This is a genomic window from Nonomuraea harbinensis, from assembly GCF_019396385.1.
GTDB classification, from domain to species: Bacteria; Actinomycetota; Actinomycetes; order Streptosporangiales; family Streptosporangiaceae; genus Nonomuraea; species Nonomuraea ferruginea.
The window spans coordinates 13,886-38,965 of sequence record NZ_JAHKRN010000067.1 but is presented as its reverse complement, the minus strand read 5'-3'; the positions used below and the strand labels follow the sequence as shown (position 1 = coordinate 38,965).

28 protein-coding genes are annotated in these 25,080 nt (G+C 71.1%); 10 read left to right on the top strand and 18 right to left on the bottom strand.

The features are described 5' to 3' along the window. From KME79_RS40035 to KME79_RS40015, 5 genes are all read right to left on the bottom strand, one after another. Positions 1–526 (bottom strand): TetR/AcrR family transcriptional regulator (locus KME79_RS40035; protein WP_219551090.1); only part of this gene is annotated, 526 nt, incomplete at its 3' end. Between the two features lie 191 nt (positions 527–717). Further along, complete coding sequence (locus KME79_RS40030) at positions 718–2,127, bottom strand: NAD-dependent malic enzyme (RefSeq protein WP_148033886.1); 1,410 nt, start codon at positions 2,125–2,127, stop codon at positions 718–720. Between the two features lie 56 nt (positions 2,128–2,183). Further along, positions 2,184–2,813, bottom strand: a complete 630-nt coding sequence (locus KME79_RS40025; protein ID WP_219551088.1) for a cytidylate kinase-like family protein — start codon at positions 2,811–2,813, stop codon at positions 2,184–2,186. Positions 2,814–2,822: 9 nt separating this feature from the next. Continuing rightward, positions 2,823–3,755 carry a tetratricopeptide repeat protein gene (locus KME79_RS40020; RefSeq protein ID WP_219551086.1) on the bottom strand — a complete coding sequence of 311 codons (933 nt, stop codon included), beginning with the start codon at positions 3,753–3,755 and terminating at the stop codon, positions 2,823–2,825. After that, positions 3,739–4,290: a MarR family winged helix-turn-helix transcriptional regulator gene (locus KME79_RS40015; RefSeq protein WP_219551084.1), complete on the bottom strand. Its 552-nt coding sequence runs from the start codon at positions 4,288–4,290 to the stop codon at positions 3,739–3,741. The genes KME79_RS40020 and KME79_RS40015 overlap by 17 nt, the downstream gene beginning before the upstream one ends. Before the next feature lie 234 nt (positions 4,291–4,524). Here KME79_RS40015 and KME79_RS40010 point away from each other — a divergent pair, with 234 nt between their 5' ends. The 3 genes from KME79_RS40010 (at position 4,525) to KME79_RS40000 (ending at position 6,875) form a co-directional block, all read left to right on the top strand. Further along, positions 4,525–5,904 (top strand): hypothetical protein, encoded by a 1,380-nt coding sequence (locus KME79_RS40010; protein ID WP_148033890.1) that lies wholly within the window; start codon positions 4,525–4,527, stop codon positions 5,902–5,904. A 24-nt stretch (positions 5,905–5,928) separates the two neighbouring features. After that, complete coding sequence (locus tag KME79_RS40005; protein WP_148033891.1) at positions 5,929–6,600, top strand: DUF4230 domain-containing protein; 672 nt, start codon at positions 5,929–5,931, stop codon at positions 6,598–6,600. Positions 6,601–6,722: 122 nt separating this feature from the next. Then, positions 6,723–6,875, top strand: coding sequence for a hypothetical protein (locus KME79_RS40000; RefSeq protein ID WP_187281349.1), 153 nt, complete (start codon positions 6,723–6,725; stop codon positions 6,873–6,875). Between the two features lie 111 nt (positions 6,876–6,986). On the opposite strand, the gene KME79_RS39995 is transcribed toward KME79_RS40000, so the two are convergent. Continuing rightward, positions 6,987–8,177 carry an acetyl-CoA C-acetyltransferase gene (locus KME79_RS39995; RefSeq protein WP_219551082.1) on the bottom strand — a complete coding sequence of 397 codons (1,191 nt, stop codon included), beginning with the start codon at positions 8,175–8,177 and terminating at the stop codon, positions 6,987–6,989. 82 nt (positions 8,178–8,259) lie between these two features. Between KME79_RS39995 and mce the strand changes: the two genes are divergently transcribed. From mce to KME79_RS39980, 3 genes are all read left to right on the top strand, one after another. Continuing rightward, positions 8,260–8,682, top strand: a complete 423-nt coding sequence (gene mce, locus KME79_RS39990; protein ID WP_219551080.1) for a methylmalonyl-CoA epimerase — start codon at positions 8,260–8,262, stop codon at positions 8,680–8,682. Between the two features lie 192 nt (positions 8,683–8,874). Then, positions 8,875–10,173, top strand: a complete 1,299-nt coding sequence (locus tag KME79_RS39985) for a DivIVA domain-containing protein (RefSeq protein ID WP_219551078.1) — start codon at positions 8,875–8,877, stop codon at positions 10,171–10,173. Positions 10,174–10,294: 121 nt separating this feature from the next. After that, complete coding sequence (locus tag KME79_RS39980) at positions 10,295–11,443, top strand: AI-2E family transporter (protein WP_219551076.1); 1,149 nt, start codon at positions 10,295–10,297, stop codon at positions 11,441–11,443. On the opposite strand, the gene KME79_RS39975 is transcribed toward KME79_RS39980, so the two are convergent. From KME79_RS39975 to KME79_RS39955, 5 genes are all read right to left on the bottom strand, one after another. Beyond that, the gene (locus KME79_RS39975; RefSeq protein WP_219551074.1) at positions 11,403–12,197 is read right to left on the bottom strand and encodes an alpha/beta fold hydrolase; all 795 of its coding nucleotides are present in this window, start codon (positions 12,195–12,197) and stop codon (positions 11,403–11,405) included. The genes KME79_RS39980 and KME79_RS39975 overlap by 41 nt on opposite strands. An 80-nt stretch (positions 12,198–12,277) precedes the next feature. Next, a complete protein-coding gene (locus tag KME79_RS39970; RefSeq protein ID WP_219551072.1) occupies positions 12,278–13,036 on the bottom strand; it encodes an SDR family NAD(P)-dependent oxidoreductase in 759 nt (252 codons plus the stop codon). A 40-nt stretch (positions 13,037–13,076) separates the two neighbouring features. Further along, complete coding sequence (locus KME79_RS39965) at positions 13,077–13,781, bottom strand: alpha/beta hydrolase (protein WP_219551070.1); 705 nt, start codon at positions 13,779–13,781, stop codon at positions 13,077–13,079. 31 nt (positions 13,782–13,812) lie between these two features. Further along, on the bottom strand, positions 13,813–14,103 hold the full coding sequence (locus KME79_RS39960) for an Rv1322 family protein (protein ID WP_148033898.1): 291 nt from the start codon (positions 14,101–14,103) through the stop codon (positions 13,813–13,815). Continuing rightward, a complete protein-coding gene (locus tag KME79_RS39955; RefSeq protein ID WP_219551068.1) occupies positions 14,100–15,548 on the bottom strand; it encodes a 3-hydroxyacyl-CoA dehydrogenase family protein in 1,449 nt (482 codons plus the stop codon). Before KME79_RS39955 ends, KME79_RS39960 begins: the two co-directional genes overlap by 4 nt. Positions 15,549–15,584: 36 nt before the next feature. Between KME79_RS39955 and nucS the strand changes: the two genes are divergently transcribed. The 3 genes from nucS to KME79_RS39940 all read left to right on the top strand — a co-directional run bounded on the left by nucS (position 15,585) and on the right by KME79_RS39940 (position 18,451). Then, positions 15,585–16,247 (top strand): endonuclease NucS, encoded by a 663-nt coding sequence (gene nucS, locus KME79_RS39950; protein WP_148033900.1) that lies wholly within the window; start codon positions 15,585–15,587, stop codon positions 16,245–16,247. A 48-nt stretch (positions 16,248–16,295) separates the two neighbouring features. Next, positions 16,296–17,768: an aldehyde dehydrogenase family protein gene (locus KME79_RS39945; RefSeq protein ID WP_219551066.1), complete on the top strand. Its 1,473-nt coding sequence runs from the start codon at positions 16,296–16,298 to the stop codon at positions 17,766–17,768. Between the two features lie 143 nt (positions 17,769–17,911). Further along, positions 17,912–18,451 (top strand): TetR/AcrR family transcriptional regulator, encoded by a 540-nt coding sequence (locus KME79_RS39940; protein ID WP_246641212.1) that lies wholly within the window; start codon positions 17,912–17,914, stop codon positions 18,449–18,451. Positions 18,452–18,514: 63 nt separating this feature from the next. Here KME79_RS39940 and KME79_RS39935 read toward each other — a convergent pair whose 3' ends face one another. Genes KME79_RS39935 through KME79_RS39920 form a run of 4 tightly spaced genes read right to left on the bottom strand, consistent with a single transcriptional unit; the run spans position 18,515 to position 22,036 of the window. Beyond that, complete coding sequence (locus KME79_RS39935) at positions 18,515–18,832, bottom strand: STAS domain-containing protein (RefSeq protein WP_219551063.1); 318 nt, start codon at positions 18,830–18,832, stop codon at positions 18,515–18,517. 29 nt (positions 18,833–18,861) lie between these two features. Then, the gene (locus tag KME79_RS39930) at positions 18,862–20,034 is read right to left on the bottom strand and encodes a sensor histidine kinase (RefSeq protein WP_219551061.1); all 1,173 of its coding nucleotides are present in this window, start codon (positions 20,032–20,034) and stop codon (positions 18,862–18,864) included. Further along, positions 20,034–21,134, bottom strand: a complete 1,101-nt coding sequence (locus tag KME79_RS39925; protein WP_246641218.1) for an ABC transporter permease — start codon at positions 21,132–21,134, stop codon at positions 20,034–20,036. Before KME79_RS39925 ends, KME79_RS39930 begins: the two co-directional genes overlap by 1 nt. Before the next feature lie 5 nt (positions 21,135–21,139). After that, positions 21,140–22,036 carry an ABC transporter ATP-binding protein gene (locus KME79_RS39920; protein WP_219551059.1) on the bottom strand — a complete coding sequence of 299 codons (897 nt, stop codon included), beginning with the start codon at positions 22,034–22,036 and terminating at the stop codon, positions 21,140–21,142. 126 nt (positions 22,037–22,162) lie between these two features. On the opposite strand from KME79_RS39920, the gene KME79_RS39915 reads away from it, so the two are divergent. Further along, entirely contained in the window at positions 22,163–22,753 is a 591-nt protein-coding gene (locus KME79_RS39915) for a cob(I)yrinic acid a,c-diamide adenosyltransferase (protein WP_148033907.1), read from the top strand. Between the two features lie 4 nt (positions 22,754–22,757). On the opposite strand, the gene KME79_RS39910 is transcribed toward KME79_RS39915, so the two are convergent. The 3 genes from KME79_RS39910 to atpD form a co-directional block, all read right to left on the bottom strand. After that, positions 22,758–23,135 (bottom strand): DUF2550 domain-containing protein, encoded by a 378-nt coding sequence (locus KME79_RS39910; RefSeq protein WP_219551057.1) that lies wholly within the window; start codon positions 23,133–23,135, stop codon positions 22,758–22,760. Positions 23,136–23,160: 25 nt separating this feature from the next. Continuing rightward, on the bottom strand, positions 23,161–23,562 hold the full coding sequence (locus KME79_RS39905) for a F0F1 ATP synthase subunit epsilon (protein ID WP_148033909.1): 402 nt from the start codon (positions 23,560–23,562) through the stop codon (positions 23,161–23,163). A gap of 69 nt (positions 23,563–23,631) precedes the next feature. Next, positions 23,632–25,080: a F0F1 ATP synthase subunit beta gene (gene atpD, locus KME79_RS39900; protein WP_219551055.1), complete on the bottom strand. Its 1,449-nt coding sequence runs from the start codon at positions 25,078–25,080 to the stop codon at positions 23,632–23,634.

The following is a 25,080-nucleotide window of genomic DNA, read 5'->3' as shown; positions in this document are numbered from 1 at the left end:
CGCCCACCGGCGGGTAGTAGAGGGGCGCCGAGACGGCGCGGATCAGCTCCGCCCCGTCGGTGCCCGGCGGCAGTTCGCCGCGGTCGACCGCGGCGTCCACGAACCGGGCCCATTCCCCGATGCGCCGGTCGTAGAAGGCGCGCAGCGCGCCGGCCGCCTCCTCGTCGGAGACGGCGGCCGCGATGACCGCCTGGAGGGTGACGCCGAGGTGCGGGTCGGTGAGCGACTCCAGCACGGACCTGGCGCTGGCCATGAGCACGTCCTCGACCGAGCCCGCGCCGGGAGGCGGCAGGGACCGCTCGGCCAGCTCCCTCATGAGATCGGTGACCAGGCGGACGCGGGTGCCCCAGCGCCGGTAGATGGTCGTCTTGCCGATGCCCGCCCTGCTGGCCACCTGGTCCATGGTCAGGCGGTGGAAGCCGCGTTCGGCAAGCTCGTCCTGGGTGGCCTGGAGCACCGCCGCGCGAACCTTCGCCGTGCGTCCGCCGGGACGGACCGTTCCCGCCAAGCGGGACCCTAATTCCATCGACTCTCCTTTCGCTCTGCTTCACCAGGGCATGGGCGCGTACTCGATGAGAGCGCCGCCGGACGGGCATGACCGACCCGCCCGGGAGGGCGAGCGATGGCCGCCGCCCGCGGGCATGACACGCTCGCGGGCACGGGAAGGGGCCGCGCCCGGACCCGTGAGGATCCGCGGCCCGGCCCGGGAGGGTGGGGTCAGGCCTCGGTGAAGCCGCGGGCGCGGCCGCCCGCCGACTCGCGGACCGCCGCCGCGACCGCGCCCGCCACGTCCGGGTGGAAGACGCTCGGGATGATGTAGTTGGGCCCCAGCTCCTCCGTCGTCACCACGGCGGCGAGGGCGCGGGCCGCGGCCAGGAGCATCTCCTCCGTGACCTCGGTGGCCTGCGCGTCGAGCAGACCGCGGAAGACGCCGGGGAACGCCAGCACGTTGTTGATCTGGTTGGGGTAGTCGGAGCGCCCGGTGGCCACCACCGCGCAGTGCTCGCGGGCCTCGTCGGGCGACACCTCGGGCTCGGGGTTGGCCAGCGCGAACACCACGGCGCCCGGCGCCATGGCGGCGATGTCGTCACCGGTGAGGATGCCCGGCGCCGACACGCCCACGAAGACGTCGGCGCCCTTGACCGCGCCGCGCAGGTCGCCGGAGTAGCCCTCGGCGTTGGTGTGCTCGGCGATCCAGCGCAGCGAGTCGTCGAGGTCGTCGCGGGTGCGGCAGACCGCGCCGCGGTAGTCGCAGACGATCACGTTGCGCGCGCCCGCCGCCAGCAGCAGCCGCAGCACCGCGTTGCCCGCCGCGCCCGCGCCCGCCATGGTGATGCGCACGTCCTCCAGCTTCTTGTCGACCACGCGCAGGGCGTTGGTGAGCGCGGCCAGCACGCAGATGGCGGTGCCGTGCTGGTCGTCGTGGAAGACCGGGATGTCGAGCAGCTCGCGCAGCCGCCGCTCCACCTCGAAGCAGCGCGGGGCGCCGATGTCTTCGAGGTTGATGCCGCCGAAGCCGGGGGCGAGGAGCTGGACGGTCCGGACGATCTCGTCGACGTCCTGGGTGTCGAGGCAGATGGGCCAGGCGTCGATGCCGGCGAACCGCTTGAACAGCGCCGCCTTGCCCTCCATCACCGGCAGCGCCGCCTCCGGCCCGATGTTGCCCAGCCCGAGCACGGCCGAGCCGTCGGTGACGACGGCGACGGTGTTGCGCTTGATGGTGAGACGGCGCGCGTCCTCCTTGTTGCGGGCGATCGCCATGGACACCCGCGCCACGCCCGGCGTGTAGGCCATGGACAGTTCGTCACGGTTGCGCAGCGGCACCTTCGACTGCATCTCGATCTTGCCGCCGAGGTGCATGAGGAAGGTCCGGTCGGAGACCTTGTGGATGACCACGCTCTCGACGGCTTCGAGCTGGTCGACGATGGCCTGGGCGTGGTCGGTGTCGCGGGCCGCGCAGGTGACGTCGATCCGGAGCTTCTCGTGGCCGGCGTTGGTGACGTCGAGGGCGGTCACGACGCCCCCCGCCGACTCTACGGCGTGGGTGAGCTGGCTGACGGCCTTGCCCCCGGCCGGCACCTCCAGCCGCACGGTGATGGAGTACGACACACTGGGGACGGTCGCCACGTCAATCGCTCCTTCGCGCCTGCCCATGAAGTGCTCCCATGTTAGGGGTGTTCGGGTCAAGCCAGCGCCTCGGCCGCCATGACGATCATGTCGGCGCACACCGGCACCGGGAGCACGGTGCTGTCGATCACCAGGTGATACAGGCAGCAATCGGACGGGTCCGCGCGGTAGAAGTGGCGGACGTAGGCGTTCCTGGCGCGGTCGTTGTCCTCGATGACCTTGCGGGCCTCCCGCTCGGTCGTCGCGCCCAGCCGGGCCGCCTGACGGACCCGCCGCTCCAGCGGGGCGTCGAGCCGTACGTGCAGCGCCCCGGGCAGATCGGCGAGCACGATCGCCCCCGCCCTGCCCAGGAAGACGCCGCCCTGGGTGCGGGCGGTGTCGCGGAGCACCTGCTCGGTGCGCCGGACGAACTCCTCCGGCGCGTGCGGCAGCGGGCCCGGGACGTACATGTCGACGCCGCCGAACGTCACGGTCGGCAGCCGCAGTGTCCCCGACAGCAGGCGGCCGAGGCCGTGCTCGGCGCGGTCGTCGTAGGTCAGGGCCTCCTCGAGGGTGCAGCCCAGCTCTCCGGCGACGGCGCCGGGGATCGCCCGGTCGACGAAGGGCACGCCCAGCCGCTCGGCGACGGCCGGGCCCACCTGGTGGCCGGCGGTGCCGTAGGTCGCCGAAATTGTGACGACTCGCACACCTTCAGGTTAGAACAGGGCGCTCGCCAGCGCTCGCCGGGCTTTCGCGAGGGACGGGTCCTCGGCCGGCAGCGTCTCGAACAGACCCAGCAGGTGGACGCGGGCCTTGTCGCGGTCGTCGCCGGAGGTGCGCTTGACCACCGCGATGATCCGCTCGAACGCCTGGTCGACGGAGCCGGACAGCATCTCCAGGTCGGCGGCCAGCAGGTGCGCGTCGATGTCGGCGGGGTCCTGCAGACGGCGCTGCACGTCCTCCGGGTCGGCGCCGGACGTGCGCTTGATCAGCCTGACGCCGGCGAGCCCCATCCTGGCGTCCTCGTCGCCGGGCACGCGGGCGAGCAGTCGCTCGTAGGCGGCCGCGGCGGCGTCGAGGTCGCCCTGGTCGATGGCCTGCTCGGCGGCGACCAGGTCGGGGTCGGCGGGCGGCGCCTCCGGCTCGCCCGGCCCCTCGGCGGGCGGCCTGGCCCCCGGGTTGGCCTGGTAGAACTGCTCCACCGCGGCCATCAGCTCGTCGAGCCAGCGACGCACCTCCGGCTCGGGCAGCACCTGCTGGAAGCCGGTGACGGCCTGCCCCTGGAAGATCGCCAGGACGGTCGGCACGGCCTGCACGCGCAGCGCCTGCGCGATCTGCGGGCTGCCGTCGACGTTGACCTTGGCGAGCACGGCCCTGCCGCCCAGGTCGCCGACGACCTTCTCCAGCACCGGGCTGAGCTGGGCACTGCCGGGCGCCCGCGGCGACCACAGGTCGAGCACGACGGGCACGCTCATCGAGCGGTCGATGACGTCGGTGGTGAACGTCTCCTCGGTCACGTCGACGACCGAGGCCGATGAGGCTGCCTGGGCACCACCGGTCTCCCGCCGGGCCTGCGCCTCCAGAGCCTGCTTACGTGCGCCCAGATCGACCGCTCCGTAGAGCGATCCGGGCCTAGAGAAGTCCGCCATGCTCCTCATCTTGCCCCATCGGGGGGACCGAGAAGTCACCCGCCGCCACCCGCAGCGTGCGCAGCAGGTCGAACATCCGGCCAAGCTCGCTCTCGGCGTACATGCCCAGGCCGAACTCGGCGGTCATGAGATCGCCCGTGGCGCGCCGCACGACGTCGCGACCGGCCTCGGTGATCTCCGCCAGCACGCCCCGGCCGTCGCGCGGGTTGGGCAGGCGGCGCACCAGCCCGGACCTCTCCAGCCGGCCGACGGTGTTCGTGACGCTCGTCGGGTGGACCATCAGCCGTTCGCCGATCTTCCACAGCGACAGCGCCCCGGTCTTGCTGAAGGTCAGCAGCACCAGGGCCTCGTAGCGGGCGAAGGTCAGGTCGTACGGCTTCAGCAGCGAGTCGAGCTGGGACAGCAGGATCTGGTGGGCTCTCATGATCGACGTGACGGCGGCCATGGCGGACGAGGGCCCGAAGTGATCGCGCCAGGTCTCCGCGGCACGGTCGATGGGGTCGAACGGCAGGTTGAGCGGCTTGGGCTGCGACACGCAGATACGTTAGCGCGCTGCTCGTCCAGTTTCGTCTGCTTACGGAGCGCAATCGCATTCTCCGCTTGGCCAAGAATCCGGGCGTCCTTCATCACGCTCCGTTATGGTTCTCGCATCGAATGGTGACGGGGGAGCCAAGTCCATCAGCCGTGTGGGGACCGGCCGGACTGCCGGCTCCCCCTGTCGCCGACGGGGCACGGGGGGTGCTTTTGATGAACTTCATTGGGATGACGCGTGCGTGAGCACGGGGGCGTTTCACGCGAGGAGCTGAAGCAGGGCGCGGCCGTCACGGTGGCCGTATTGCTCGCGCTCGGCCTGGTCGCGGCGTGGAGCGTCCTGATCCCCGGCGTGGACGCGTGGGAGAACATCGTGGCGGCGGTCATCGGCTCGCTCAGGCTGACCGGGCCCGTCGCCGCCGCCTTCGCCGCCTGGGTGGCCCTGCGCAAGCGCCGGGCCTCGCGCGACCTGCCGCTGACGACCTGGCGCGCGCTGAAGGCGCCGCTGGCGATCGTGCTGGTGGTGCTGGGCTCCTTCGCCGCGACCGTGCTGGTGCTGGCCGTCAAGACGGTGCTCACCGAGCAGGCGGGCCGGCTCAGCCTGACGGGCCTGGGCATGGGCATGGCGGGGCTGGCCCTCTACTCGGTGATCGGGTGGGTGGCCGGCTGGGTGCTGCCGTACGCGCCGACCGCGCCGCTGGCCGGGCTGGGCTGCTACGCCCTGTTCAGCTGGGTCGCCGACGGCGACGGCTGGGCCGACCGTCTCGCACCCGGTACGGGCGAGCCGTACGACCTGTTCCAGGGGCTGAGCGGCACCGTCTTCGTCAACCAGATCATCTGGCTGCTCGGCGTGACCGGGGCGCTGCTGCTGGGCTGGGCCGCGCTGGTCACCCGGCAGGCCGTGGTGCTGGCCTTCGCGCTGCTGGCGGTGCTGGCGGCCGGCACGGGCGTGGCGCGGGTGCTCGGCGAGCCGCGGCCCGCGGCCGCCCAGGACATCGCCTACAGCTGTCAGGAGTGGCCCATCACGGTCTGCGTCCATCCCGGCATGCGGGGCGGGCTGACCGAGCTCGGCGCCGCCTTCACCGAGATCGCCTCCCGCCTGGCCGAGACGCCCGCCGCGTTCACCCGGGTGGAGCAGCGGCCACTGGACGACCCGCTCAAGCCCTCGAACGGGCTGGCGCCGATCCACGTGCCGGACCTGTCGGCGGGGTTCGCCGAGGAGGCCGTGCACGAGTACGTCGAGGCTCTGGCCGCCCGGTGTCCCGGCAGGCCGGCCGACGGCTACCGCGAGATCGTGACGGCCTGGCTGCGCGGCGAGCCGCTGCCCGGGGGGCCGCTGCTGGAGCACGAGTACGCCGCCGCCTGGTTCTCCGGCCTCAACGAGCACCAGCGCCGCGAGTGGCTGCGCATGTTCTTCAGCGACTTCCAGGCCTGCAAGCTGTCGGCCACCCACTTCGGCGGCGGCCCGGCCGGCACTCCGCCCCAGGCCGCCACCCCGGTGGCCACGCAGGTGCACCAGGAGAGCGCCCCACAGGTCTACCCGGTCTACCCTGACCCGAGCGGGCACCCCTCGCCGAACTGGGGACCGGAGATGTCACCTCATGGCTGGCACAGATGATCGATCCGGGGGTAGTCAGGGGGCATGACGACTTCGCAGACGGCGCCCTCGGCGGTCTCTCCTCGCCGGCGCCGCACGTGGCGATATGTGGCGGGGCTGCTGGTCGTGGCGGTCCTGCTGGTGGTGGCCGGGCGGCTGGCCTGGTCCTGGCTCAATCCCATGGGCACGCAGACCGTCGACCGCAGCCAGCCGGTGCTGCTCGAATCGATCAAGGACCTGAGCAGGTTCGAGGCCGCGACGGGCACCTTCCAGGTCGTGGTCGACCTGGAGAAGGACGCCAACTTCCTGCCTGACGCGGTCAAGGGCACCCGCACCCTCTTCGTCGGCGCCGGCGGCGTGGACGCGTACGTCGACTTCGCCGGCCTGGCCGGCGACGCGCTGACCGTGTCGGAGGACCGCACCGCGGTCACGGTCACCCTCCCCCGCGCCCAACTGGAGAAGCCCAACCTGGACAACGAGCGCTCCTACGTCTTCGCCCAGCGGCGGGGGCTGTTCGACCGGGTGGAGGACTTCCTGTCCGGCTCTCCGGCCGACCAGCGGGAGCTGTACGTGCTCGCCGAACGCAAGATCGCCGAGGCGGCCGCCTCCAGCGACCTGCGGGCCCGGGCCGACGCCAACACCCGGACCATGCTGGAGGGCATGCTGAAGTCGCTCGGCTTCACCAAGGTCACGGTCAAGTTCGCGGACGAGCCTTAGGCACCCTTAGACGCGGGCCGGCCACGGCTGAGGCCGGGAGATAAGGCATCCGCCCGATGTGCCGCCACGGGCCTTAGGACGAATCTTGAGAGTGCGGAGAAACGACCACGAGGAGCACTCTCATGAACGCCGAGTTCGAGTACACCGTCATGCAGCATCGGGCGCGCGAGCTGCGCCAGGAGGCCGCCGAGCGCCGGCTGGCCCGCGCGGCGGCCAGGGCGCGCAAGCCCGAGCGCCGTCACCGCTCTCTCTTCGGCCTGCTGCGCGAGTCATGACCATGCCAAGGACGCCCGGCCGCACCCTCCCTCGCGGCCGGGCGCATCTCCCCCCATAGCGACACGCACCGGCGCGCCCGCTCCCCGAACCCAGGGGAGCGGGCGCGGGTGTTACGCGTTCTTCGGCACGCTGATGATCAGCGCGTCACCCTGGCCGCCGCCGCCGCACAGGGCCGCGGCGCCGACGCCGCCGCCGCGCCGCTTCAGCTCGTGGGCGAGGGTGAGCACGATGCGGGCGCCGGACGCGCCGATCGGGTGGCCGAGCGCGATGCCGCCGCCGTTGACGTTCACGATGTCCATCGGCACGCCCAGCTCCTTGACCGACTGGATCACCACGCTGGCGAACGCCTCGTTGATCTCGATCAGGTCCAGGTCCTGCGGGCTCAGCCCCTGCTTGGCCAGGGCGTGCTTGATGGCGTTGGCCGGCTGCGACTGCAGGGAGGAGTCGGGGCCCGCCACGTTGCCGTGGCGGCCGATCTCGGCCAGCCACTCCAGGCCCAGCTCCTCGGCCTTGGCCTTGGACATCACCACCACCGCGCAGGCGCCGTCGGAGATCTGCGACGCCGAACCGGCCGTGATGGTGCCGTCGGCCGCGAACGCGGGCCGCAGCCTGGCCAGCGTCTCGGCGGTGGTGTCGCCGCGCACGCCCTCGTCGTCCTTGACCACCAGCGGCTCGCCGCGCCGCTGCGGGATCTCCACCGGCACGATCTCCGGCTCGAACGCGCCGTTCTTGGCCGCCGCGGCGGCGAGCTGGTGGGAGCGGGCCGACACGGCGTCCTGCTCCTCGCGGCCGATGCCCAGCCGCGTGTTGTAGCGCTCGGTCGACTCGCCCATCGCGCACTGGTCGAACGCGCAGAACAGGCCGTCATGGGCCATCGAGTCGAGGATCTCGGCGCTTCCGTACTTGACCCCCTTGCGCATGCCGGGCAGCAGGTGCGGGGCGTTGGTCATCGACTCCATGCCGCCCGCGACCACGATGTCGAACTCGCCCGCGCGGATCAGCTGGTCGGCCATGGCGATGGCGTCCAGGCCCGACAGGCACACCTTGTTGATCGTGATGGACGGGACCGTCATCGGGATGCCGGCCTTGACCGCCGCCTGGCGGGAGGGGAGCTGACCCGACCCGGCCTGCAGCACCTGGCCCAGGATCACGTACTCGACGGCCTCCGGCGCCACCCCGGCACGGTCCAGCGCGGCCTTGACCGCGATGGCGCCCAGGTCCACCGCCCTCAGGCCGGACAGCGAGCCGAGCAGTTTTCCGATGGGGGTACGCGCTCCGGCGACGATGACGGAACCAGACATGCGGGGCCTCCTGTGCACACGAGGGGAGCTCTTTGACACCATACCTATCGGTAGCAGGGTGTTCGCTATGGAGGTGGCCCACATGTTCATGCGCATCGACCACATCGGGATCGCGTGCAACGACCTCGAAGAGAAGATCGCGCTCTTCTCTGAACTGTTCGAGCTGGAGGTGGTCGCCCGCGAGGTCAACGAGGAGCAGGGGGTGAAGGAGGCCATGCTGCGCATCGCCGACGCCGACGGCGGCGGCTCCTACATCCAGCTGCTCGAGCCGCTCTCGCCCGACTCCCCCGTGGGGAAATTCCTCGCCAAGAGGGGTGAGGGAGTGCACCACGTGGCGTTCGGCGTCCCGGACGTCGCGGAGGCGATGTCTAAGATCGGCGACAAGGGCGTCCGGCTGCTCGACGAGCGCCCCCGTCACGGTTCCATGGACTCCAAGATCGCGTTTCTGCACCCCAAGGACGTGGGAGGAATGCTGACCGAGTTGGTGCAAGCCGCCAAGAGTTAGCAAACGCAAAAATCGTTCATAAGTAACTAGTCGCGCAGAAACCCGGACGGGGCTTCGTACTCGGCATCGGCGGAGTACGCTGGCCTTCCACCGGACATGGAGCCTGCCCCGAGGCACGGGCTCCAGGCTCGGATGCCCCGAACCCCCCGTCCGGCCCGTGTAGCCGTCTCGACAACCCAGGATCGAGCCTCCATGCAGTCCGACATCGACGCCCAGCTCAACAACTTCTTCGAGGACGCACCAGCCCGCGAGTTCGACGTGGTGCTCCGAGGTTACGACCGGCATCAGGTCCACGACCACCTGAAGCAGCTCGACGCCGAGTTGCGCCAGGCTCGCGAGCAGACCACGTCCTTGCAGCGCGAGCTCTCCGACTCCCAGCGCCAGCTGCAGGAGCAGGAGCGGCCCACCTACTCCGGTCTCGGCGCCCGTATCGAACAGCTGCTCCGCCTGGCGGAAGAACAGGCCACGGAGCTCGTCCAGGCGGCCAGGTCCGAGGCCAACGAGATCAAGGCCACGGCCAAGGTCGAGGCGGCCGACCTGCGCGCCGCCGCGGAGGCCGAGGCGGCCGAGAAGCGGGCGCAGGCGACGCGCGAGAGCGAGGAGATGCGCACCAGCGCCGAGCGCGACGCCGAGGAGATCCGCTCGACCGCCCGCCGCGAGTCCGACGAGCTGACGGCGACCACCGAGCGCGAGGTGGCCAAGCTCCGCGCCACCGCCGACCACGAGGTCGCGGAGAAGCGGGCCGACGCCGAGCGCGAGATCGCCAAGCTGCGCACCACCACCGAGCGCGAGGTCGCCCAGCTGCGCGCCTCGACCAAGCGCGAGCGCGACGAGGTCCTGACCACCGCCAAGCGGCAGGCCGACGAGATGCGCGCGCAGGCTCAGCGGGTGCTGGAGGAGTCCGAGGCCAAGCGGGCGCAGGACGAGGCCGAGTTCGAGATCCAGCTCGCCGCCCGGCGTGAGGAGGCAGAGCGCCAGGAGGCCGAGCGCCACGCCGCCACCCAGGCCGCGACGCAGAAGCTGGTGGCCGAGGCCGAGCAGCGCGCCGCCACCGCCGAGTCCCGGGCCACGAAGGCGACCCAGCAGGCCGAGCAGACCCGCCGCGAGGCCGACCTGCACGCCAAGCAACTGGTCGCCAACGCGCGCAAGAACTCCGAGCAGATCGTCGCCGAGGCCAAGAGCAGCGCCGAGACCATCGTCACCGAGGCGAAGAACGAAGCCGAGCGCACCCGCACCTCGATGCAGCGCCAGGTCGACGAGCTGACCCGCCAGCGCGACAGCATCACCAGCCACCTCGCCCAGCTGCGCCAGCTGCTCGGCGGCGCGGCGCTGCCGGGCCTCGACCCCGACCCCGCCGTCACCGCGGCCCCGCCGAAGCCGGCCATCGCCGCCGCGTCGGTCGACGACCGCCCGGCCCCGGTGGCCGCCCCGGCGGCTCCCGCCAAGGCCGAGAGCAAGTCCGACGACGACGCCGAGTGGTGGCAGGAGTAGGCCGGCACGAGGGGCGTCCCGGGCCGGCTGCACGGGGATCGATCGCATAACCGGAGAGAGCCTGGCGACCAAGGTCGCTAGGCTCTCTCTCGTTGTGCGCCCCCCTCGTGCAGGAGACCCCGTGACCGCAGCAGCCGAGCCCGCCGGAGCGGACTCCCTCCCGAGCCCGGAGCAGAGCGCGCACACCGTCATCCCCGGCGACGCTCCGGCGGGGATCGCCCTGGGTTCGTACGGGATGCCGGGGAAGCCGCTGGCCCGGGGCCCGTTCCTGTTCGGGCTGACCGGCGGGCTCGGCGTGCTCACCGCCATCGCGATCGCGCAGATGGTCGTCAGCTCGCTGAGCGTGATCATCATGATCGTGGTGGCGATGTTCCTGGCCGTCGGGCTCAACCCGGCGGTGGAGGCGCTGCAGCGGCGCGGCCTGGCCAGGCGGTGGGCGATCACGTCCGTGTTCGCCGCGGTGATCGTGGCGTTCGTGCTGTTCGGCCTGGCCGTGGTGCCGCCGGTCAGCCAGGAGCTCGCCGACTTCGTGGCGGCCGTGCCCGGCTACATCCGCGAGCTGAGCAGCCACCCGACGCTGCGCGAGCTCGACGCCGACTACCAGATCCTGCCGCAGCTGGCCACGTTCGTCACGAGCACGCTCGGACCGTCGCTGGCCACCGGCGTGGTGGGAGCCGGGCTGGTGGTGATCGACGGCCTGTTCACCACGGTGACGCTGCTGGTGCTCATGCTCTACTTCCTCGGCTCGCTGCACACGATCAAGGCCTACCTGCTCAAGCTGGTCCCCGCCTCGCGCCGCGACCGTACCGGGGCGATCGCCGAGGAGATCCTGGGCGGCATCGGCGGCTACGTCGCCGGCAACATCCTCATCTCGCTCATCGCCGGCGTGCTGACGTGGATCTTCCTGTCGATCCTGGGCGTGGAGTACGCGCTCGCGCTCTCCCTCGTGGTGGCCCTGACCGACCTGATCCCGCTGGTGGGCGCCACGATCGGGGCCGTGGTGGTGACCGGCGTCGCGCTGCTCGGCTCGCTCCCCGCCGGCATCGCCTGCGCGATCTTCTTCGTGATCTACCAGCAGATCGAGAACTACGTCATCTATCCGAAGGTGATGAAACGCTCGGTCGACGTGACCCCGGCGGTGACCGTGATCGCCGCCCTGGTGGGCGGCACGCTGCTCGGCATCGTTGGCGCGCTGCTGGCCATCCCGGTGGCCGCCGCGATCGCCCTGATCATTCGTGAGATCGTGATACCCCGGCAAGCTCAGAGCTGAGGAAGCGCTCGACGGCGGCGTTGAACGCCTCGGGCTGCTCGACGGCGATCAGATGACCGGCCTTGGAGATGACCTCCAGCCGGCCGTCCTGCACCGCTCCGGCCATGGCCCGGGCGTCCGCCGGCGGCGCCAGCTCGTCCTCGTCGCCCACCAGCACCAGCGCGGGCACCTTGAGCGCGGCCAGCGTGTCGAAGGAGTCGGGCCGCGCGGCCATCGCGCGCTGCGCCCAGGCCACGGCCTTGGGCGGCGCCGACTGCACCAGCCCCTTGACCCGGCCGAACACCATGGCCCTGCGCTGCTTGGTGGTGGTCCCGATCAGGCCAGGGAGCACCTCCTCGACCAGCACGCCGCTGCCGTCGGCGAGCACCGCCTGGGCGATGCGCTCGCGGTTGTCGCGGGCGGGCGCGGCGTCGGGGCTCGCCTTGGTGGCGGCCAGGATGACGCCCAGCACGCGGTCGGGGTGGCGGCGGCAGAACGCCATGGTCACGTAACCGCCCATCGACAACCCTCCGATGACGGCCCGCTCGACGCCTTCCCCGTCGAGCACCCTGGCGACGTCGTCGGCCATGAGGTCGAGTGACGGCTCGTCGTCGCCGAGCCGCGATCCGCCGAAGCCGCGCAGGTCGGGGGTGATCACCCGGCACGCCCTGGCCAGCCCCTCCCGCTGGGCCAGCCACATGGCCGACGAGAGCGGGAACGCGTGGAGCAGTACGACCGGGAGCCCGGTCCCGGCTGTTCTCGTGTAGAGCTGCACGGACCTCACGGTAGCCCGGTTCCCCGCGACAATCACTCCACAGCCGGTGCCGATATGCGGTGAATGGTCCGTCCGGTTCGTCAGGCGGTGGTGAGGCCGCCGTCGACGATCATCATCTGGCCGGTCATGTAGGACGAGGCCTCACTGGCCAGGAACACGGCCGGCTGGGCGATCTCCTCCACCGTGGCCCAGCGGCGCATCGGCACGTTCGCCACCGTCGCCTGGCCGCCGCTCTCGTCGTCCCACAGGTTGCGGTTGAGGTCGGTGGCGGTCCAGCCGGGGCACAGCGCGTTGACCCGTACGCCCGCCGACGCCCACTCCAGGGCCAGCGTCTTGGTCAGGGCCACCAGACCGGCCTTGGCGGCCGCGTACGGGGCCAGGAAGGGCGCGCCGAGCGCGGCCGCGGAGGCGATGTTGATCACGGACCCGCTGCCGCGGCCGAGCAGGTGGGGCGCGGCGGCGTGGCAGACGGCCATGGCGGAGTCGAGGTTGAGCCGCATGATCTTGTCCCAGCCTGCCAGCCGCAGGTCCTTGAACTCGACCAGGAAGTTGGACCCGCCCGCGTTGTTGACCACCACGTCGAGGTGGCCGAGCCCGGCGACGGCCTCGCGCACGACGGCGGCGGCGGTGTCCCTGTCGGTCAGGTCGGCGGGGATGACCACGGCCTCGCGGCCGCGCGCCTGGATCTCCTTGGCCACCTCGGCCAGCGCGTCGGCCGACCGCGCGGTCAGCGCCACGTCGGCGCCCGCCTCGGCGTACGCGAGCGCGATCGCCTTGCCGATGCCCTTGGACGCCCCGGTGACCAGAGCCTTCTTGCCGTCGAGAGCGAACGCGCCCATGTTGCCTCCTCCGTACGGACCGAACGAGATTCTATGACGGTCACACCTCGGTGGGGAGGGGGTGCCGGTCGGGGACGACGCGGCGGACGATCTCGTTCAGCACGACGCGCACGTACGGCTCGCCCACCCACAGGTGCTTGGCGCCCTCGACGCCGACCACCTCGGCCTGCGGCACCCGCGCGAAGCGGCGCCTGGCCTCGTCGGGGCGCAGGTAGTCGTCGAACTCGGGCACCAGCGCGATCAGCGGCCGGCCGAACCGCGCCCAGGCGTCGAGGTCGGTCTCGTTGGCCCGGTGCAGCGGCGGGGACAGCAGGATGGCGCCTTCGACCAGCGGGTCGTGCCCCCACTTGAGCGCCAGCTCGCTGCCGAAGGACCAGCCGACCACCCAGACCCGGGGCAGGTCGTGGAACTCGGCGTACTCCAGCGCCGCCGCCACGTCGAACCGCTCGTCCTCGCCACCGTCGAACGTGCCCTCGGAGGTGCCCCGGTCGGAGGAGGTGCCGCGGGTGTTGAAGCGCAGCACCGCCAGATCGGCCAGCGCGGGCAGGCGGTTGGCGGCCTTCTTGTAGACATGGCTGTCCATGAAGCCGCCGTGGGTCGGCAGCGGGTGCAGCATCACCAGGGTCGCCGCCGGCGGCCGGTCCTCGGGCAGGGCGAGCTCGCCCACCAGGGTCAGGCCGTCGCCGGTGTGCAGCTCGATCGGCTCACGCCGGGCGGGCAGCACGGTCGCCGCGCGAATTTCCACGTCGCTCCTTCGTCGATCGGGTACGAGCCGGTCAGTAGCGGCTGCGGCCCGGGCCGCGGTCCAGTCTCTTGCGCCAGCACACCGGATGCCAGTGGCGGCGCTCGTCCTCGCCGCCCGGCCAGTCGGGCCAGGTGACCAGATGCGGCTGGCCGCCCCGGATCTCCTGGTCGCAGCCGGGACAGCGGTAGTCCTTGGTGGAGGTCCCGCCGGTGAGTGAGCGTACTTTCCACTCACCGTCCGGCCACTCCTCCACCCGGTCGGAGCTGCGCGGGAAGACGGGGGGCCGGGCGGGCTCCTTGCGCCGGGCGCGGCGCGGGCTCATGGCCGCGGGAAGGTGCGCACGCCCGCCGTGACGAGCTGGTCGAGCAGCGGCGCGGGGGCGAACGCCGGCTCGCGGTACTCCGCGTACAGCGCCCGCAGCCCGTCGCGCACCACGTCCAGGCCGACGGACTCCAGCGTCTCGAACGGCCCGGCGGGGTAGCCGCAGCCGAGCCGCATGGCCGAGTCGATCTCGTCGATCGGGGCGTAGCCCGACTCGTACATCCGCACGGCGTCGTTGAGATACGGGTAGAGCAGCGCGTCCACCACGAACCCGGCCCGGTCCTTGCAGGCCACCGGGGCCAGCCCGATCACCTTCATCAGGTCGGCGGCCGCGAAGGCCGCCTCCGGGGAGGTGAGGACCGTGGAGACGACCTCGGCCACCCGGCCGCCCACCACGTGGACACCGACCAGCCGCGACGGGTCGGACAGCTGGACGGCGTGCTCGATCACCGGCCGGTCGGCCATCCGGAGCAGCACGTCGGGCTCCGCCGACCGCTTGAACCCGGCGGTGCCCAGCCGCTCGGCCAGCTCGTCGCCGCCCTGCCCGGCGACGTCGAACGTGATCACCGAGGACTTGGCGGGCTCGTGCGGCCGGGGCTCGTCGCCGTAGAAGCCGCGCCCGCTCTTGCGCCCCAGCAGCCGCGCCGAGACCAGCTCGCGCAGCACCGGCGCGGGCGCGTGGCGGCGGTCGCGGGTCTCGTCGAACAGCACGCCCATGATCTCGTACGCGGTGTCGAGCCCGATCAGGTCGAGCAGCTGGAACGGGCCCATCGGCAGCCCCGCGCCGTCGCGCATCGCCGCGTCGATGTCGTCGCGCCCGGCCACGCCCTGCTCCATCAGCACGGCGGCGTGGTTGAGGTACGGCAGGAGCAGCCGGTTCACCACGAACCCGGCGCGGTCGCCGACGACCACCGCCGTCTTGCCGAGCCGTACGGCCAGCTCGCGCATCGCCGGCACCACGTCGTCGTCTGTCACGACCGTGCGCACCACCTCGGCCAGCCGCATGACCGGCGCCGGGTTGAAGAAGTGGAGGCCCACCACCCGGCCGGGCCGCCCGGTGGCGGCGGCGATCGCGGTGACCGACAGCGAGGAGGTGTTGGTGGCCAGCACCGTCTCCGGCTTGCAGATCCCGTCGAGGTCGTTCATCAGCGCCGTCTTGTAGCCGAGCACCTCGGGGATGGCCTCGACCACCAGGTCCGCCTCGCGCAGGTCCTCGCGGGAGGTGGTGAGCGTGATCCGGCCCAGGACCTCGTCGCGGTCACCGGCCGCCAGCTTGCCCCGGTCGACCGCGCGCTGCGTCGATCTCTCCAGGTGGCCCCGGCCGCGGGCGAGCGCGTCGGCGTCGGCCTCCACCCCGATGACCCGCAGCCCGCCCCGGGCGAACACTTCCGCGATCCCGGCACCCATCGTGCCGAGCCCGACCACTCCCACCATTTCAAACGCCATGCTTGTAGTTTTACAGAGCCGCTAGGGTGGACCCTCATGCGGCTGGTCATCGCGCGATGCAGCGTCGACTACATCGGACGGCTCACGGCACATCTCCCGATGGCGCCGAGGCTCGTGCTCATCAAGGCGGACGGGAGCGTGTCGATCCATGCGGACGACCGCGCCTTCAAGCCGCTCAACTGGATGAACCCGCCGTGCAAGCTCAAGGAGGACGGCGAGACCTGGACCGTCACCCACGGCAAGACCGGCGAGAAGCTGGTCCTGACGATGGCCGAGATCCTCCACGACTCCTCCCACGAGCTGGGCGTCGACCCCGGGCTGATCAAGGACGGCGTCGAGGCCCACCTGCAGGAGCTGCTCGCCGAGCACATCACCACTCTCGGCGAGGGCTACACGCTCATCCGGCGTGAATACATGACGGCCATCGGCCCCGTCGACATCCTGTGCCGCGACGCCAAGAGCGCGACGGTGGCGGTCGAGATCAAGCGCCGTGGCGAGATCGACGGCGTCGAGCAGCTCACCCGCTACCTGGAGCTGCTCAACCGCGACCCGCTGCTGGCCCCGGTGCGCGGGGTGTTCGCCGCCCAGGAGATCAAGCCTCAGGCCAGGGTGCTGGCGGCCGACCGCGGCATCGAGTGCGTCACGCTCGACTACCAGGCGCTGCGCGGCATCGAGCCGGAGAACCCGACGCTCTTCTGAGCCGCCGGCCCGCTAGTAAGCGACGGCTTACCGTTCTATGTTGGCGTCATGACGACGCTCACATTCGACTCCCTGAATCCCGCGACCGGAACGGTCGTCGCCAGTCACCCCAAGCACGACGCCGAGGCCGTGCGCGAGGCCGTCGCCCGGGCGCAGGAGGCCGCCGAGTGGTGGGAAGGGCTGGGACACGCGGGCCGCAGGCGCAGGCTGCTCGACTACAAGGCGGTCGTCACGCGCGAGCTGCGGCAGCTGGCCGCGCTGGTGCACGAGGAGACGGGCAAGCCGGTCGCGGACGCCACGCTGGAGATCGTGCTGGCGATCACGCACATCGACTGGGCCGCCCGCAACGCGCGGAAGGTGCTGGGGCCGCGCAGGGTCTCCCCCGGGATGGTCGGCGCCAACCTGTCGGCCACGCTGGAGTACCTGCCGCTGGGCGTGGTCGGGGTCATCGGGCCGTGGAACTACCCGGTGTTCACCCCGATGGGGTCGATCGCGTACGCGCTCGCGGCGGGCAACGCGGTGGTGTTCAAGCCGAGCGAGTTCACCCCCGGGGTGGGGGTGCGGCTGGCGGAGCTGTTCGCGGAGGCGGTGCCGGAGCGGCCGGTGTTCCAGACGGTGACGGGGCTGGGCGAGACGGGCGCGGCCCTGGCGCGGGACCCCCGGGTGAAGAAGATCGCCTTCACCGGTTCGACGGCGACGGCCAAGCGGGTCATGGCGGCCTGTGCGGAGAACCTGACGCCGATGGTGGCGGAGTGCGGCGGCAAGGACGCGTTCATCGTCGACGCCGACGCCGACGTCGAGGCGGCGGCGGACGCGTGCCTGTGGGGCGCACTGTCGAACGCCGGCCAGACCTGCGTGGGCGTGGAGCGGGTGTACGTGGTCGACGCCGTGTACGAGCCGTTCATGCGGGCGCTGTCGGAGCGGGCCGCCACGGTGAAGGCGGGCGAGCACTACGGACCGATCACCATGCCGGGGCAGCTCGACATCATCAAGCGGCACATCGACGACGCCACCAAGTCCGGCAGGACGGTCGCGGGCGGGCCCGACTCGGTGCGGCCGCCGTACGTGGACCCGGTGATCGTGGAGGACGTGCCCGAGGACTCACCGGCGGTGCGCGAGGAGACGTTCGGGCCGACGATCACGGTGCGCCGCACCAAGGACGCGCAGGAGGCGCTGGAGCTGGCCAACGACACGGCGTACGGGCTGGCCGGCACGGTGTTCTCCGGGAACCGGCGCAGGGCGATGGCGCTGGCGCGCGCGATGCGCACCGGGATGGCGTCCGTCAACTCGGTCATCTCGTTCGCGAGCGTGGCCTCGCTGCCGTTCGGCGGTACGGGCGACTCCGGTTTCGGGCGCATCCACGGCGCCGACGGGCTGCGTGAGTTCGCCCGCGCCAAGGCCATCGCGCGGCAGCGCTTCCCGGTGCCCGGAATGCGGCTGACCTCGTTCTCCCGGCAGCCTGACGAGCTTGAGCGGCTGATCAGACTTGTCACGTTCTTGCACGGACGACGTAAGAGGTAAACTGCCCGCCCTTTCCACAATCCGATCATCCATCCATAATTGTGTGCTCGGGGGCCACGATCATGTTGGACGGGTGGAATGTGAACCGGTCTTACCGGGGGATGTCAGCGGAACAAAGGCTGGCCGACAGACGCGAGCGGCTGATGACAGCCGCCTACACGCTATACGCGAAGCCTGGTTTCGCGGCCACGACGATCGAAAGGCTGTGCTCCGAGGCGCGGATCTCCAACCGCGCCTTCTATGAATGTTTCGGCGGCCGGGAGGAACTCTTACAGGCGTTGCACGAGCGCTGCGTCGAAGAAAGCCTCGCCGTGGTGTCGAAGGCCGTGCAGGACGCGCCCAACACGCTGGACGGCCGGATCAGGGCGGGAATTCGGGCCTATATCGAGTTCACCACCGCCGACTGGCGCAGGGCCCGGATCATGCATGTGGAGGTGCGCAGATCCGGCGATGTGCTGATGATGTCGCGGCAGCGCGCCATCGACTCCTTCGCCGGGCTCGTGGAGGAAGCCTGGGCCGATTTCCCGCAGGCGCCGGGGGTGAATCGGCGGCTGGTGGCGCTGGGGGTAATTGGCGGCCTTCAGGAGCTGCTCATCGAATGGCTGCTGGCCGACCGGCCGCCGGAGCTCGACGAACTCGTGGGCGTGGCCGTGCATCTCTTCCTCCGGGCGCTGACACCGTAACGGCCGCCCTCCGCAATTTGCGGCCCCCCGTTATTCAACGTCCGAATCCGGCGAAATACGGATTCACGCCACCGCGGCGGTGTGCGCTTCGACGTGGAGGACCCGGTTCAGCCGGGTCACCGCCAGGATCCGCATGATCCGCGGCGGCACCGCCCGCAGCACCACGCGGCGCTCTATGTCGAGCGCGAGCCTGTGCGTGCCCACGAGCACGCCGAGGCCGGTGGCGTCGATCATCTCCAGTTCGGAAAGGTCGAGGATCAGGTCGCCGGCGCCGGACTCGACCGCCTCGTGCAGGCGTTCGCGCACTCCCGCCGACGTGCCCGCGTCGAGCCGGGCGCCGAGCCGCACCACCTGACCCTTGAGATTGCCCCGGACGCGCATGCCACCTCCTCCATGGGGATATATGCCCCCTACCCACGTACGGGCAAGGACACGACAGCGGTGAGCAGAAACCCCCCGTCGCCGTCGGGCCCGGCGGTGAGCTCGCCGCCCACGGCGGCCACCCGCTCCTCCAGCCCCAGCAGCCCGCTACCGGTCCCCGCACCGTCCAGCGTGCCGGCGCCGTCGTTGTGTACGCGCAGCGCGGCCTCGTCCTCGGTGAACCGCAGGAGGATGTCGCAGCGGGTGGCGGTGCTGTGCTTGAGCACGTTGGTCACCGCCTCGCGCACCACGTAGGCGAACACCGGCGCCACCTCGCCCGGCAGGTCACGGTAGGGCAGCCGGGTGTGGCACGCGATGCCCGCCGCTTCGAGTACGTCTTTCACGCTATTCAGCTCGGCGGTCAAGTCAAGCTCGCGGTAGCCGCGCACGGCCTGCCGCAGCTCGCGCAGCGCCGTCCTGGTGAGCTCGTTGACCTCGGCCATCTGCGACCTGGCCGCCGCCGCGTCCTGGTCCGAGAGCCGCACCGCGAGCCCCGCCTTGACCGCGATCGCGGACAGCCGGTGCCCCACGAGGTCGTGCAGGTCCCTGGAGAAGCGCAGCCGCTCCTCGGCCAGGGCCAGGCGGGTGTGCGCCTCTCTGCCCTCGTGCGCCTGGATGGTGAGCGCCAGCAGCCACATCCACACCCGGTTCGTGGGAGGGAAGGCGGCGCAGAACACCCCGTAGAGGAGGGCCAGGTACAGCAGGTTCCGGCCCACGCTCAAGTCGCCGCCCAGCAGGAAGCCCGGATCGCTCAGGTAGGTGACGTAGGCCAGCCCCACGCCCGTGGCGAACGTGCCCGCCGCCATCAGGGCGGCCACCCTGGACGGCACCTCCAGCGAGGCCACCGACAACCAGGCGACCAGGACGAAGCCGAAGGACATCGGGTCCGCGCCGCCGACGGCCGCCGTCACGACGGCCGTCGCCCCGGCCACCGCCACCTCACGGACGGGGTACCGGCGCTCGGTCAGTGCCGCGCTTATGCGCAGGTAGACCCAGGTGAAACCAGCCATCAAGATCATCGCGGGCACGGTGCGCGCCCAGGGAAGCGGCACCCCGTTGAGCGCCGACAAGACCACGCGGGTGCCCGTGAACAGCCACAGGAAGGCCACCAGGGTCGCCAGCATCCACCAGGTCTTGCGTCGCGCCCGGTCGATCTCGTTCATTACTTCGCGCGCAGCACTTCGCCGAGTTTCACCCTGGCCCCGGTACGCAGGACGGCGCGCTCGTACACCTTGGCCCCGAAGGCCAGGATGGCCAGCACCGCCAGCACCATGAGCCCGGCGGACGCGGCGACCTCCCAGAGGGGCACCTCGGTGGCCGCCATCCGCACCGGCATCACCATCGAGGAGAACGGCGGGACGAACGAGACGATCGTGGCGAGGGTGCCGGTGGGGTCGGTGGTCGCGTAGAAGGCCACGAAGTAGGCCGCCATGATGAGCATGGTCATCGGCGACATCACGTTGCCGACCTCCTCCTGGCGCGACACCAGAGAGGCCAGCGCGGCGCCCAGCGTGGCGAAGAACGCGTAGCCGAGCACGAACCAGACGAGGACCCCGGCCACGATGCCCGTCATGCCCGGCGGGAAGTCGGCGGCGAACCCGGAGGCGAACGAGGCGCCGATGCCGGCCACCAGGATCGCGCCGAGGTTGATCAGCCCGAGCACGCCCAGACCGATGACCTTGCCGCCGAGGAGCTGCCACGGGCGCACCGAGCTGAGCAGGATCTCCACGATCCGGCTGCCCTTCTCCTCCACCACGCCCATGGCGACCATCATGACCTGTCCGAGGATGAGCATGAACAGCACCAGCACCAGCACCACGGCGATGCCGGTCCTGGCCGCCTGGTAGCGGGTGTCCGCGCCGACGGACTCCATCTGCAGGGGCGCGATCTGCACCCCGGCCGCGCCCAGCTTCGCCTCGCGGTGCGTGCTCTGCAGGAGGACGCCCAGCTCGGTCTCGATCTGCCCGTCGGTGAACACCTTGGCCCCGTCGACCAGGACCGCGTCCACGTCCCCGTCGAGCACGGCCCGCGTGGCCGCGGCCTCGTCGGGGAAGCTGCGCCACTCGAACTCGATGTCCGGCGCCGCCGCTTCCAGCGGCAGCTGCTGCGAGTTCACGGTGCCGATCGTGTACGAGTCAGGACGGTCGAACAGCTTGGGCGCGAACGCCAGCGCTCCCACCACCACGACGGTGACCAGCAGGCTGATGACGAACGACCGGGTCCGTATCTGCGTCGTGATCTCCCGCCGCGCGACCAGCATCATCCCGTTCACGCCACGGCCTCCTTGAAGATCTCGGTGAGGGTCGGCTGCTCGACCCCGAAGTGCTCGACGTGTCCCGCCTTGATGGCCCGGCGCAGGATGTCCTGGTCGTCGCCGTCCTCGGTGACCAGCACGTGCCGGTTGCCCTGCACGTCGACCTGACCCGGCAGGCCGTCCGCCCACCCGGGGGCCGGGTCGCGGACCACGACCCGCAGCATGCCGCCCTCGGCGGCGCGCAGCTCGTCGACCGTGCCGCTGGCCACCATCCGGCCCGCGGAGACGATGCCCACGGAGTCGCACAGCCGCTCCACCAGTTCGAGCTGGTGGCTGGAGAAGATCACCGGCACCCCGCCGCGGCACCGCTCCTGCAGCACCGTGGCCAGCGCGTCGACCGCGATCGGGTCGAGACCGGAGAACGGCTCGTCCAGGATCAGCAGCTCGGGGTCGTGCACGAGCGCCACCGCGAGCTGGACGCGCTGCTGGTTGCCCAGCGACAACGACTCCACGCTGGAGTTCCTGCGGTCCGTCAGGCTGAGCCGCTCCAGCAGGTCCTCGGTGGCCTTCTTCGCGTTGGCCTGGCTCATCCCGTGCAGCCGGCCGAAGTACTCGATCTGCTCGCCCGCGCGCATCTTCTGGTAGAGGCCGCGCTCCTCCGGCATGTAGCCGAAGCGCTGGCGGTCGGCGTGCGTCATGGGCTCGCCGCGCCAGCTCACGGTGCCGGCGTCGGCCTTGAGCACGCCCATGACGATCCGCATGGTCGTCGACTTGCCCGCGCCGTTCGCGCCCACGAACCCGAACATCTCACCCGGCCGGACGGTGAAGCCGATCCCGTCCAGGGCCTGCTTTCCCTCGGGCGCCCCGGGGCCTCCGGCGAAGCGCTTGCGCAGCCCGCTTATCTCGAGCATCAGGTCCTCTCCTTCGTCATGGATAGATCGTGGCGCGTGCGGCATTCGCCTGGTAGTCGTGGAAATCAGCAGCCTGGGGTGTGATCCGCGTCCGTTCCGGATGACATTTGTCATTACGCTGAGCACATGACGCGCGCAGACAAGGACAAACCGGTCGTCCTCTCCCGTATCTACACCCGCACGGGGGACGACGGCACCACCACGCTCGGCGACATGAGCCGGACTTCGAAGACCGATCCGCGGCTGGCCGCCTACGCGGACGTGGAGGAGGCCAACGCCCATCTCGGGCTGGCCCTGGCGCACGACACCCTGCCCGGCGACCTCGTACCGGTGCTGCGGCGCGTCCAGAACGAGCTGTTCGACCTCGGGGCCGACCTGTCCAGCCCGATCACCGAGAATCCGGAGTTCCCGCCGCTACGGGTCGAGCAGTCGTACATCGACTGGCTGGAGGAGCAGTGTGACCTCTTCAACGAGCGGCTCAAGCCGCTGCGCAGCTTCATCCTGCCGGGCGGCGACCCCGCCACCGCCGCGCTCCACCTGGCGCGCGTGACCGTCCGCCGCGCCGAGCGCACCACGTGGGCGGCACTGCACGAGCACGACGACATGAACCCGCTGACCGCCACCTACCTCAACCGGCTGTCGGACCTGCTCTTCATCCTGTGCAGGGTCGCCCACGACGGCGACGAGATCCTCTGGAAGCCCGGCGGCACCCGCTAGCCGGTCAGGCGACGTCCAGATAGGCGCTCGGCGGCGCCGACTCCAGCCAGGCCAGGAAACCGGTCAGGGCGTCGGCGCTCATCGCCAGCGAGACGTCACGGGTCGAGCCGGAGCAGTCGACGGCGTACAGCCCGTTGTCGAGCTCTCTGCGCCCGGAAACGACGAGGCCGCGCCTCGCGATCGCGTGGCGCGGCCTCAGTCGCACACCCAGGAGCGGGGTCCAGTGGAGTTCTCCGTCGGCATAGCGTGCCACTCCGGCACGCCACCCCCCGTCGCCCGCCTTCAGGCGGCACGGTACGTTGCCGCGGCGAGCCACCATGAACACCCGCGCGCCCACCAGGGCGGCGGCCAGCAGCGCGCAGATCACCAACGTTGCCACCATGCCGCCCCCCAAAGGCTCGTGTAAGTCAGACCTCTTCGCCCGCCGCACGCAGCCGTGCCCGAGCCCGCTTGGCCTCGAGCGCCGCGTCGGCGTCTTCCTGGTTGGCCTCGACAGAGGCCTGCGCGCGGTCGAGAGCGTCACGGGCCGCGGCGACGTCGACCTCGGAACCGAGCTCGGCCGCCTCCGCGAGCACCGAGACCTCGTCGTCGGCCACGGAGATGAAGCCCCCGTGAACCGCGGCGACCAGGTCGGACTCACCCTCCCGCTTCACGCGCAGCACGCCGCCCTCGACGAGGACGCCGAGCACGGGTGCGTGTTGCGGCATGATACCGATCTCGCCGTCCACGGTCTTGGCAATCACCATGTCGGCCTCGCCCGACCAGATCTCACGCTCGGGTGAGACAACCCCTACGCGTAGCTTAGCCACTGGTGTAGGTTCCTTTCCGATCAGGTGGTGGCACGGCCGGCCGCCGCGCCACCACCATAAGAGGGCGGTTTAGCGGCGCTCGAGTTCCTTGGCCTTGGCCACGGCCTGGTCGATACCACCGACCATGAAGAACGCCTGCTCGGGCAGGTGGTCGTACTCGCCCGCGCACAGCCCCTTGAACGAGGCGATGGTCTCGTCCAGCGGCACGGTCTCGCCCGGCTGGCCGGTGAAGGCCTCGGCCGCGTACATCGGGTGCGACAGGAAGCGCTCGATGCGGCGGGCCCGCTGGACGGTGACCTTGTCCTCCTCGGAGAGCTCGTCGATGCCGAGGATGGCGATGATGTCCTGGAGCTCGCGGTACTTCTGCAGGATCCGCTTGGTCTCCTGGGCCACCCGGTAGTGCTCCTCGCCCACGATCTGCGGGTCGAGGATCCGGGAGGAGGAGTCGAGCGGGTCCACCGCCGGGTAGATGCCCTTCTCCGAGATCGGCCGCGAGAGCACGGTCTGCGCGTCGAGGTGCGCGAACGCGTTGTGCGGGGCCGGGTCGGTGATGTCGTCCGCGGGCACGTAGATCGCCTGCATGGAGGTGATCGAGTGACCACGCGTCGAGGTGATGCGCTCCTGGAGCACACCCATCTCGTCGGCCAGCGTCGGCTGGTAACCCACCGCGGACGGCATGCGGCCGAGCAGCGTGGAGACCTCGGAACCGGCCTGCGTGAAGCGGAAGATGTTGTCGATGAACAGCAGCACGTCCTGCTTCTGCACATCGCGGAAGTACTCCGCCATGGTCAGCGCGGACAGCGCCACCCGCAGCCGGGTGCCCGGCGGCTCGTCCATCTGGCCGAAGACGAGCGCGGTGTCCTTGAGGACGTCCGCCTCCTCCATCTCCAGCCAGAGGTCGTTGCCCTCACGGGTGCGCTCGCCGACCCCGGCGAAGCACGAGGTGCCGCCGAAGTTACGGGCGACGCGGCGGATCATCTCCTGGATCAGAACGGTCTTGCCGACGCCCGCGCCGCCGAACAGACCGATCTTCCCACCCTGCACGTACGGGGTGAGCAGGTCGATGACCTTGATGCCGGTGACCAGCAGCTCGGTGCGGGACTCGAGCTGGTCGAAGGGCGGCGACGGCCGGTGGATGCCCCACCGCTCCTCGATCTTGAGCGACGAGGTCGGCACGTCGAGCGTCTCGCCCAGCGCGTTCCACACGTGGCCCTTGACGACGTCGCCGACGGGCACCGAGATCGGGCCGCCGGTGTCGGTCACCGCCTGGCCGCGGACCAGGCCGTCGGTCGGCTGCATGGAGATGGCCCGGACGAGGTTGTCGCCCAGGTGCTGGGCCACCTCGAGGGTCAGGGTCCTGGTCTGGCCGCCGAGGGTCACGTCGACCTTGAGCGCGTTATAGATGTCCGGCATCGTCTCGACGGAGAACTCCACGTCGACGACGGCGCCGGTGACACGTGCCACGCGGCCAGTGCCGGCCGCGGGGGTTTCTACAGTTTCAACAGCCTCTGCAGTCAT

Excerpts from the sequence above, each read along its gene's own strand:
- KME79_RS40020 (WP_219551086.1), bottom strand. The coding sequence starts at position 3,755 with ATGGCGGACTTCTCTAGGCCCGGATCGCTCTACGGAGCGGTCGATCTG.
- KME79_RS40005 (WP_148033891.1), top strand. The coding sequence starts at position 5,929 with ATGACGACTTCGCAGACGGCGCCCTCGGCGGTCTCTCCTCGCCGGCGC.
- KME79_RS40000 (WP_187281349.1), top strand. The coding sequence starts at position 6,723 with ATGAACGCCGAGTTCGAGTACACCGTCATGCAGCATCGGGCGCGCGAG.
- KME79_RS39995 (WP_219551082.1), bottom strand. The coding sequence starts at position 8,177 with ATGTCTGGTTCCGTCATCGTCGCCGGAGCGCGTACCCCCATCGGAAAA.
- mce (WP_219551080.1), top strand. The coding sequence starts at position 8,260 with ATGTTCATGCGCATCGACCACATCGGGATCGCGTGCAACGACCTCGAA.
- KME79_RS39985 (WP_219551078.1), top strand. The coding sequence starts at position 8,875 with ATGCAGTCCGACATCGACGCCCAGCTCAACAACTTCTTCGAGGACGCA.
- KME79_RS39970 (WP_219551072.1), bottom strand. The coding sequence starts at position 13,036 with ATGGGCGCGTTCGCTCTCGACGGCAAGAAGGCTCTGGTCACCGGGGCG.
- KME79_RS39960 (WP_148033898.1), bottom strand. The coding sequence starts at position 14,103 with ATGAGCCCGCGCCGCGCCCGGCGCAAGGAGCCCGCCCGGCCCCCCGTC.
- KME79_RS39955 (WP_219551068.1), bottom strand. The coding sequence starts at position 15,548 with ATGGCGTTTGAAATGGTGGGAGTGGTCGGGCTCGGCACGATGGGTGCC.
- nucS (WP_148033900.1), top strand. The coding sequence starts at position 15,585 with ATGCGGCTGGTCATCGCGCGATGCAGCGTCGACTACATCGGACGGCTC.
- KME79_RS39945 (WP_219551066.1), top strand. The coding sequence starts at position 16,296 with ATGACGACGCTCACATTCGACTCCCTGAATCCCGCGACCGGAACGGTC.
- KME79_RS39940 (WP_246641212.1), top strand. The coding sequence starts at position 17,912 with ATGACAGCCGCCTACACGCTATACGCGAAGCCTGGTTTCGCGGCCACG.
- KME79_RS39935 (WP_219551063.1), bottom strand. The coding sequence starts at position 18,832 with ATGCGCGTCCGGGGCAATCTCAAGGGTCAGGTGGTGCGGCTCGGCGCC.
- KME79_RS39930 (WP_219551061.1), bottom strand. The coding sequence starts at position 20,034 with ATGAACGAGATCGACCGGGCGCGACGCAAGACCTGGTGGATGCTGGCG.
- KME79_RS39925 (WP_246641218.1), bottom strand. The coding sequence starts at position 21,134 with ATGATGCTGGTCGCGCGGCGGGAGATCACGACGCAGATACGGACCCGG.
- KME79_RS39920 (WP_219551059.1), bottom strand. The coding sequence starts at position 22,036 with ATGCTCGAGATAAGCGGGCTGCGCAAGCGCTTCGCCGGAGGCCCCGGG.
- KME79_RS39915 (WP_148033907.1), top strand. The coding sequence starts at position 22,163 with ATGACGCGCGCAGACAAGGACAAACCGGTCGTCCTCTCCCGTATCTAC.
- KME79_RS39910 (WP_219551057.1), bottom strand. The coding sequence starts at position 23,135 with ATGGTGGCAACGTTGGTGATCTGCGCGCTGCTGGCCGCCGCCCTGGTG.
- atpD (WP_219551055.1), bottom strand. The coding sequence starts at position 25,080 with ATGACTGCAGAGGCTGTTGAAACTGTAGAAACCCCCGCGGCCGGCACT.